The sequence below is a fragment of the Salipiger sp. 1_MG-2023 genome (assembly GCF_030547555.1).
Lineage (GTDB): Bacteria > Pseudomonadota > Alphaproteobacteria > Rhodobacterales > Rhodobacteraceae > Salipiger.
Map to the genome: position 1 here is coordinate 25,416 of NZ_JAUOQN010000053.1, position 7,489 is coordinate 32,904.

The following is a 7,489-nucleotide window of genomic DNA, read 5'->3' on the forward strand; positions in this document are numbered from 1 at the left end:
TCACTCCATGGGGTTGTCGGTGGTTTCGTAAAAAATGGTCACGGGCAGAACCGCCCCCGCCAGGGTCTCGGCGCCCTGCATGGGCACTGCTTCTGTCTGCTGCGGCGCGCCAACCTCGATCCAGTCGACCGCGCCGCCAAGCTGACGGTCGGCCAGCACAAGCGTCGACAGCGACACCAGGGCGGCATCCAGCGCATCGGCCCGCGCGGCAGCCGTCGCGCCATGCACGACAAGTTCGCAGTCGATCTCGCGCACCCACTCGCGCGCCATGGCGCCAAGACGCACGCCTTCTTCCTGCGGATCTCCGGGTACCAGATTGATCAATCCTTGGTCTGGGCAGGCGATGGGCAGGTCGTGTTCGCGCATCACGCTGGCGACATGACCGGCAATCGCAGTCAACAGCGCCAAAACGGGGGCTTCATGTGGGCTGGGCATCAGCGAAGCCCCCGCCTTTGGGGCTGTAGCTGGAACGCCTTATCAATATCGCGTGGCAGGCCTGCCACCGCCCCTGCTGTGACTGATCTGACGTTCAGACGTCGCCGCAGACGCGCACGGGGCACCAGCCAGAACATCGGCACCGTGTGCAGCCCGTACCCCGTCCGCAGTGCCCGCTTGCTGCGCGACGGCGCGTAGCCGCCACCTTTCTTGGCCCGCTGGTTGTCAACGACGAGCAACGAGGTCCCGCCGCGCACATAGACAAAGCGCAGCGGCCCATAACGATGTTCAGGGAAATTTGACGGCGTGATCCGCTTGCGACCGGCCCCGGTTTTTGGGGCTGACGGCGTAGGGATTGCAAGAAAGAACCCTTCGGATGATTGGATTTCGCTGCCCTCATCGAAGGCCGAGATCAGCTTTTCCGCCTTTGTCTTCACCACCGCAGCAGCGTCGAGCGAAGCGCCTGATCGAGGATAGTTCTGCGCCTGCCAGCTGCGCGCAAGCCGCGGGCCCAACCCGCCCGTGATCACATCCTGACGCAGTGCGGCCTTCAGTCGTGCGCCCGTCTTGCGGACGCCCGCCGTCACAGCCTTTTCAGCAGTCGACAATTCATCCTGCATGAACCGCTGCAGATCACCATCAAGTGCTGCGTCGATGCGCAAACGGTTCATTCTTCGGCCACGGCTTCCGGTTCGGATCCAAGATCCGTATCGACCAGCGCGCCCTGTCCTCGCAGTTGGTCAGCGACCGAATCCGACACCTTTCCGGCCCATCCAGCAGGGAACACGCGCTTGCGGCCCGGCGCGGCGATGACCTCGGCAGTCATGCAGGTTTCGATCTCGACTGCGGTCGAGGCAGGGATCTTGCGGGGCATGGAAATCTCCTTCGAGGTCAGGCGGGGCGAACGTCGAGCGTCCAGATCAGGCGCTCGGCATCGGCCTCTGGCTCGCTTTGAATGACAAAGCTGTCGCCGCCACAGGCGAAGGCATCGCCTGGACGCGGGTTCGGCACCTGCGATTGGCGAACATCGAACAGGTCTGTCGAGACGTGCATCCGGACGCCCTGGAACTCGGCCACCTGATCCGGTGATCTTCGCACGGCGCGGCAATCGACCGGAACGCCGGTCGCCACCGGCGTCCAGATCGCATCCACCGCCAGGTCGCCATTCGCGAACAGGGTCAGCATGGCGGCGGAAAAGGCGGTCACGTTTAAAACGACCCGTTCAGGCGGACGCGCCCAGTGGTTTCGGTCGCGCCACCACCAACGGTCGCAAGCGCAACACCAACCAGAGTGTTGCCCGAGGCGGCGGTGGTCATGCGGTAATTGGTATCATCCCAATACACCTTGGCACCGACCGTCCACGCCTGCGACGGCGCCTTGTCGATAGCAATGACGCCCGTGGTCTTGAGCACCACATCGGCACCGGACTCTGCGGCAGTCACGGCCACGCCGAACAGCGAACCGACAAGCGCACCGGCACCGGATGCCAGAGCACGGGGGGCGGGAACGGTGACGCTGTCGCCGTCCTGAACATAGTTTTTCATATCTCAGTTCTCCGAGAAGGGGGAAAGATGGGTGCGCACCCGGCCAGCGCCGGGCCCGCTTGCCAAACGCCGGATCAGGAGCCAGCGTTTTTGTAGAGCGTGCGGTGATCCAGCGGTGCGACACCGGCATCGATGCGGACCTTCAGCTCGACACCGTCGGTCGACCATGCGGTCTTTTCTTCGAGGTAGGGCTCCTGGACGCCGTCAAGGTAGGCCACCTCGATCGTGTCATAGGCGTTCGGGTCCGCGGCCAGATACCAGCCGGTCGCCGACGCCGCGTCGAGACGTCCATCAACGATCAGCTGCGCCATACCGGCCACGGGGTTCGATGCGTGCCCCTTGTTGGCGGTCGGATCGACAGCGGATTGCAGCAGCTGAGCCGCGGCGACTTCCAGCGCAGCGGGCACGATCATGTATTTCGGCGTGATGTTCAGCGCCGGGCCGGTCGCGCTTTCCTTTTGAGTCCGCATCGCGGTCTTGCCCGCCGCCATGGTGGTGATCGACGGCACAGCGCCCGAGGCCGCAAGGTTGTTGTGATCGGCGTGGAACAGCGCAGTGCCGTCCGACATGGTCGGGTTGCCGGTCAGAATGGCATAGGCGAGGTTGCCGATGGTGCGCTTGGCCGCACGGCCCATCTTGCCCGGCAGGGTCGAGAACAGCGCCAGATCGTCGTTGATGATCGCCTGACGGGTGATCTTCAGCATCTTGCCGTAAGTCGCCAAGGTGATCATCTCGCCACGGTCGCCGATGGTGCCATAGGTGTATTCGCCACCTTCGGCCACTTCGGGCAGACTTTCAGCCAGGCCAAGGCCGACGCGCTTGGTTGCCTTGAAATCGGTCAGGGTGCCGGTGCGCGTCCACATCTGGAACGTTTCCTCGGCCTCATTCCAACCGCGCAGCGCGGCCTTGTGCGCCACGTTGGCCAGCACATTCGCAAAATCGCTGGTCGAATGCGCGCCCGACTGCACGAAGGCTTGGCCGACCATGTCACGACGATCGGACGGGGCGCGAACGCCCGCAACGGTCAGCGATTGACGCGCAAGCTCGGCCAGCGTCATGCCGGTGAACTCGTTGCGCTGGCCACCTTCCATGCCAGCACGGGCCATCAGGCCTTCGGCGGCACCCTGACGGAAGCGCTCAGTCGCGTCCTGCGTGACGCTGGCGCGCGGCCCGCCCACGCCTGCGGTGGCGGACTGCCCCGCCTGGGCGAAGGCTTCGATGGCCTGGGCACGGAATGCGTCGATGGTGGTGCCGTCATCGATGGCGCTCTGCACCAGCGTGTCGGTGGTGCCAAGCTGGGTTGCGGCCTGACGGATCTCCGCGATGCGGGCGCGTTCATCCTGCGCGGCCTGCTGACGGATGGCGGCCTGATCGACCGGGGGCTGCGCCTGCGTGACGGCGCCAGTGATGGGGGTGGGCATGTTTGCCTCCTGCTGATGGTTTGCGGCTGGCGCCGCCTCGGTGGTTTCTTCGATCGGGGCCGTTGTGGCGCCAGGCGGGCTGAGTTCTTGGGGTTGGGCGGACTGCATCCGGGCGCCACGATCCGCGCCGCGTGGCACGACCGAGATCTCGAACGGACGCCACTGGGTGAAATACATCACCTCGGTGCGCTCCCCGTCTGCGCCCTGTTCGATCCGGACTTCTTGCTCTACGGGCTCGAAACCTACGCTGACATTGCGCAGGGTGCCTTCGACCACACGCTGCCAGATCGGCTCGACCTCTTCGACCGACGAAAAGCGGAGACGAGCCTTGGCCGCGCCCTGCTCGATCCATGCGTCCTCGATCGACCCGATGACCGAGCGCGATCCCCATTCCATGTGGGAATCCAGCACGGACCCTTGCTCGATAAGGTGCGCCAGATCACCCGCTCCCTCCTCAAGCAAGATCCGGGTTGGCATCCGCTGCACAACGTCATTGTGGTTGACCCAGTGGTGAACGAGGTCGCCGGTCGAGAACACGACCTCGACCGTGCGCGCGGCTTCATCGAGTGTTTGCAGCCGCGCACCCTGCACCAGCTGGCGCGGGGCCGTGCGCGGTGGCGGCGCTGCGGGGGCCTGTGTCGTGGTCTGGTCAGTCTGCGGCATCGTCTGTTCCTTTTGTCTGCGGCGCGGGTGACGCCTCCGGCGCGGTGCCGACGGAGATCCCGGCATCCGCCAGCATCTCCTGCCAGGCGCGCAGCTCTTCGATCAGTTCTTCCGGGGTCTGGCCGGTGCGCTCGATGACCTCCTGCGGAGAAATCAGGTTCGCGTTGATCTGCATGATTGCAGCGGCTGCGTCTTTCTGCGGGTCGACCCACGGGCGCTTTGGCGGAGTCCACTGCGCCACGGGCGAGAACGGCAATCGCAGGTCACCATTCACGCGCGCCGCATCCATCACCCGTCGCCACGCCGGGCGTCCGCTTTGGGTGATCATCAGATCCGCCTGCCAGATCTCGACCAGCCGCCCAAACTCAAGCTCACCGCCCCGCATCGAGGAATAGTTCGCCTGGCTCAAATCGCCGGTCATCTGAAAATAGGTGGTGCCGATACCAGCCGCGATCGCATGCAGGCGCTCACGCATGTGTTCGGCCAGCCCCTCGCTGGCCGGCGGGGCATTGAACTCAACACCCCAACCCGGACGGGCCTGCAGAACCATGCCGGGCTGCATTCGCTCGATCGGTGCGCCCGATGCCGACCGCAGGGGTGCGCCGCTGTCATCCTCCGCACCGGCCAACGCTGGAACACCGCTCGGGTCGCCGTCATCGTTGGCGTTCGTGACCACCATCGAAATACAGGCTTCCAGCTTCTTTCGAACGATCTCGGCCTCGGCCAGATCCTCGGTGTCCCGCAGCGTGGTTGCTGACGGTGCCATCCAGGACACGCCGCGCACCTGACCGGGGCGAAGAACCTCAAAGACATGATCGACAAAGGCCGCAGGGACGCGCCGCAGGTCAAAGGTGAACCCGCCCGGCAGATACCGCTCACCGGGATGCCAGCGGTGCATGTGATACGCCACCCGACGCCCGGTAGCGTCGAACTCGACCCCCTGCACAATGCGCCCGCCGTCCGACAGCATTTCTGTCTTCTGGTGGTCCAGCAGATCGCCCTCGACAATCGTCGCGCGCCAGAACAGCCGCCCATCCTGTGCAACCGGTGTCCAGATCCGCAACGCCTCGCCACCCTCGACCACAGCGCGCATCAGCAGCCGCTGCTGACCAAAGAAATCGATCTGGCCTTCGGGATCGACGTTCTCGACAAAGCGTTCCCACTGGTCGCGGGTGATGCGCGACACAGCCTCGCGCGCATCCTTGTCTTGGCTGACCGGCTTGGCACGAGGGCGAACCCCGGTTCCGGCGATATGCGTCGACAGCACGCGCACCGCGCGGCTCGCGTGGGGCGAATTGCGCACAAGGTCACGAGCCGAGGCGCGCAGGAATGGCAGCGCGCCCTGCAGTTCGGTCGTGGCCGATGTGTGCGGACGGGCCCAGCCTGACATACGGCCACCGACGCGCGCGGCATCATAGGACTGCACCAGCTCGGCCTGCTTCGCGACCGCAGCCATGTTCAGTTCCGCTTGGGCGACACGCAGGCGCGCCTCTGCCCTCCGGGCCGTGAAGGCCGGGGCGATATGCGTCAGAATGTTTGCCATGTTCAGCTGCGATACACCGCGCCGATCGACACGCCCACGGCAGGCACACCTGCCTGCGCGCGTTTTTGCGATCGGAAATAGGACAACGCGGACAGCAGCTCTGTCTGGCTGCGATACTTCACCCGCTTGCCATCATACTCGACTTCGAGCGTGCCCGAGGCCATGGCGGTCTCAAGCGCCTCGATTGCGCTGTCGTAATTCACTGCCATCCGCTTCCTCGGCCTCCCAGCCAATCGTCGCCCGGTGCTGTCGCACGGGGTTTAGGTTCAGGTTTCTTCGGCGTCTCTGCCGGGGGTGCGGGCCTGATCGGCACTGCGGCCTCTGCATCGAACAGATCCGGCTGGGCGTCAGCCGGTGCTGCAGAGCGCTCCGCATCCAACAGCGCCCACTGTTCTGCCGTCATCGAGGTCCAGCCCTTCCGGCGAGCCGCAGCCTCGGCGTAAATCATCGTGTCGAGGCCTTCGTTCCGGCGCGTCGTCTCGGCCAGTTCCCACGAGCTGGTGACCACGCCGGTACGACCACGCTTCAGCACGCGCACCTCAGAGGTGATCTGCCGGAAATACTCATCGCCCATTCCGACCGGGAAATGGACAAAGCCGCGCTCAACAGGATCATCCTTGCCCAGCCAGCCGTAGAAATCGGCCTTCATTTGGCTGACGTTCAGCATGAACGCGCGCTTTTGACGCCGCTTTGCCTTCCCGTCGGAGCGCCGCTCGAACTTCATTGGCAGCAGCACCGGGCCAGTCTGGCTGGTAGCCCCCTTGACCAGGATCACGCGGCTCCACGGATGCCGCTTGCCGAAGGCCCAGACATCGTCCGTGTAGGTACCGACATCGATGGCCATCATGTCGAGCTGCAGGCGCAGGCCCCGCTCGGTGCGCCAGGTCGTTTTGAGGACCGCATCCAGCGCCTCGCGCCCCTCTTGATCCCCGATGTGATGCGGGATCACCATGTAATCGACTGACCAGCGCCGATTGTCCGGGCCAAACGCAACGACATGCACCTCGGTGCGATCCAGCTGGCAATCGACGCCCGCCGTCAGGATCACGCCCCGCGCCGGCACGATGCCCCGCGGGCGCTGATCATCTTCGGCCGCATGTTCGACCCGATCGCGCAGCTTTTCCCAATCGGGGCCTTTGTTGGCTTGCTGGAACGGCAATCCCAAAACATCGTTCCAGAACGTTTGCTCTGTTCCGGCCTCGACCTGTTCGCGGATCGCTTCCTCGGTTTCGCCCGAGACCGAGACACTGGCCCAGCCCATCACGCGCGCGTATTCGACACCGATCGATGCCCAGTCGCGCTGCGGCGCGTAGGCCCGCCACAAGTGAAAGCTGGGGTGGTCCCCGGCCTTGTTCTGCGGCACCCATTGCCCCGCGCCGACGATCCGCTCTTTGTCCGCGTGACCTATGACCCCGCCGCAGTCGTCGCAGCTGAAGCACGCGGCATGCAAACGCTCGGGGTCGAGGTTGCGCAGAAAGTTCTCCCAGGTCAGTGGCGCGCGATGCCCGCAATGCGGGCACGGCACAAAGTACAAGCGCCGGTCGCCTCGGTCATATGCCTTGCTGATCCGGCATGTTCCCGCAATCTGCGGTGTGCTGACCCGCAAGATCTTGGCATCCTCGAACCCCGATGCCCGGCTTCCTGCCAACGCCTCCGGATCCCCCTTCGGCGTCATCTCGAACTTTGCGAGGTCATCCAGCACAACAAGGCGGCGCGACGTGCCTGCGAGGTCATCCGGCGAGCCCGCCGAGGTGATTTTCAATGAGCCGTTGCGGTTCAACGTCTCCTGATTGAACTTGGCGTCCTGGTAGTGTCCCAACGCTTGGTGTAGGAGGCCGCGCGCGGAGCCCCCGGCGTAGCGCAGCGCGCGGCCGGGTGTGACG

The 7,489-nt window shown here is 65.0% G+C and carries 9 protein-coding genes; all 9 read right to left on the bottom strand.

Annotation, left to right across the window (positions count from 1 at the left end):
- The 9 genes from Q4543_RS19485 to Q4543_RS19525 all read right to left on the bottom strand — a co-directional run bounded on the left by Q4543_RS19485 (position 1) and on the right by Q4543_RS19525 (position 7,470).
- On the bottom strand, positions 1-435 hold the full coding sequence (locus Q4543_RS19485) for a hypothetical protein (RefSeq protein WP_303441077.1): 435 nt from the start codon (positions 433-435) through the stop codon (positions 1-3).
- Positions 435-1,106, bottom strand: a complete 672-nt coding sequence (locus Q4543_RS19490; RefSeq protein ID WP_303441079.1) for a DUF6441 family protein — start codon at positions 1,104-1,106, stop codon at positions 435-437. Before Q4543_RS19490 ends, Q4543_RS19485 begins: the two co-directional genes overlap by 1 nt.
- Positions 1,103-1,309, bottom strand: coding sequence for a hypothetical protein (locus Q4543_RS19495; protein ID WP_216005241.1), 207 nt, complete (start codon positions 1,307-1,309; stop codon positions 1,103-1,105). Before Q4543_RS19495 ends, Q4543_RS19490 begins: the two co-directional genes overlap by 4 nt.
- Before the next feature lie 17 nt (positions 1,310-1,326).
- Positions 1,327-1,641 (bottom strand): hypothetical protein, encoded by a 315-nt coding sequence (locus tag Q4543_RS19500; RefSeq protein WP_216005240.1) that lies wholly within the window; start codon positions 1,639-1,641, stop codon positions 1,327-1,329.
- A 2-nt stretch (positions 1,642-1,643) separates the two neighbouring features.
- Entirely contained in the window at positions 1,644-1,979 is a 336-nt protein-coding gene (locus tag Q4543_RS19505) for a DUF2190 family protein (RefSeq protein ID WP_216005239.1), read from the bottom strand.
- 74 nt (positions 1,980-2,053) lie between these two features.
- Complete coding sequence (locus tag Q4543_RS19510; RefSeq protein WP_303441082.1) at positions 2,054-4,063, bottom strand: prohead protease/major capsid protein fusion protein; 2,010 nt, start codon at positions 4,061-4,063, stop codon at positions 2,054-2,056.
- The gene (locus tag Q4543_RS19515) at positions 4,050-5,606 is read right to left on the bottom strand and encodes a phage portal protein (RefSeq protein ID WP_303441084.1); all 1,557 of its coding nucleotides are present in this window, start codon (positions 5,604-5,606) and stop codon (positions 4,050-4,052) included. Before Q4543_RS19515 ends, Q4543_RS19510 begins: the two co-directional genes overlap by 14 nt.
- A 2-nt stretch (positions 5,607-5,608) precedes the next feature.
- A complete protein-coding gene (locus tag Q4543_RS19520) occupies positions 5,609-5,815 on the bottom strand; it encodes a phage head-tail joining protein (RefSeq protein WP_111549512.1) in 207 nt (68 codons plus the stop codon).
- Positions 5,806-7,470: a terminase gpA endonuclease subunit gene (locus Q4543_RS19525; RefSeq protein ID WP_303441090.1), complete on the bottom strand. Its 1,665-nt coding sequence runs from the start codon at positions 7,468-7,470 to the stop codon at positions 5,806-5,808. Before Q4543_RS19525 ends, Q4543_RS19520 begins: the two co-directional genes overlap by 10 nt.
- Positions 7,471-7,489: the final 19 nt, after the last annotated feature.

Bases quoted from the DNA above. Each gene is read 5' to 3' on its own strand.
- Q4543_RS19495 (WP_216005241.1), bottom strand. From the start codon at position 1,309: ATGCCCCGCAAGATCCCTGCCTCGACCGCAGTCGAGATCGAAACCTGC.
- Q4543_RS19510 (WP_303441082.1), bottom strand. From the start codon at position 4,063: ATGCCGCAGACTGACCAGACCACGACACAGGCCCCCGCAGCGCCGCCA.
- Q4543_RS19515 (WP_303441084.1), bottom strand. From the start codon at position 5,606: ATGGCAAACATTCTGACGCATATCGCCCCGGCCTTCACGGCCCGGAGG.
- Q4543_RS19520 (WP_111549512.1), bottom strand. From the start codon at position 5,815: ATGGCAGTGAATTACGACAGCGCAATCGAGGCGCTTGAGACCGCCATG.
- Q4543_RS19485 (WP_303441077.1), bottom strand. From the start codon at position 435: ATGCCCAGCCCACATGAAGCCCCCGTTTTGGCGCTGTTGACTGCGATT.
- Q4543_RS19490 (WP_303441079.1), bottom strand. From the start codon at position 1,106: ATGAACCGTTTGCGCATCGACGCAGCACTTGATGGTGATCTGCAGCGG.
- Q4543_RS19505 (WP_216005239.1), bottom strand. From the start codon at position 1,979: ATGAAAAACTATGTTCAGGACGGCGACAGCGTCACCGTTCCCGCCCCC.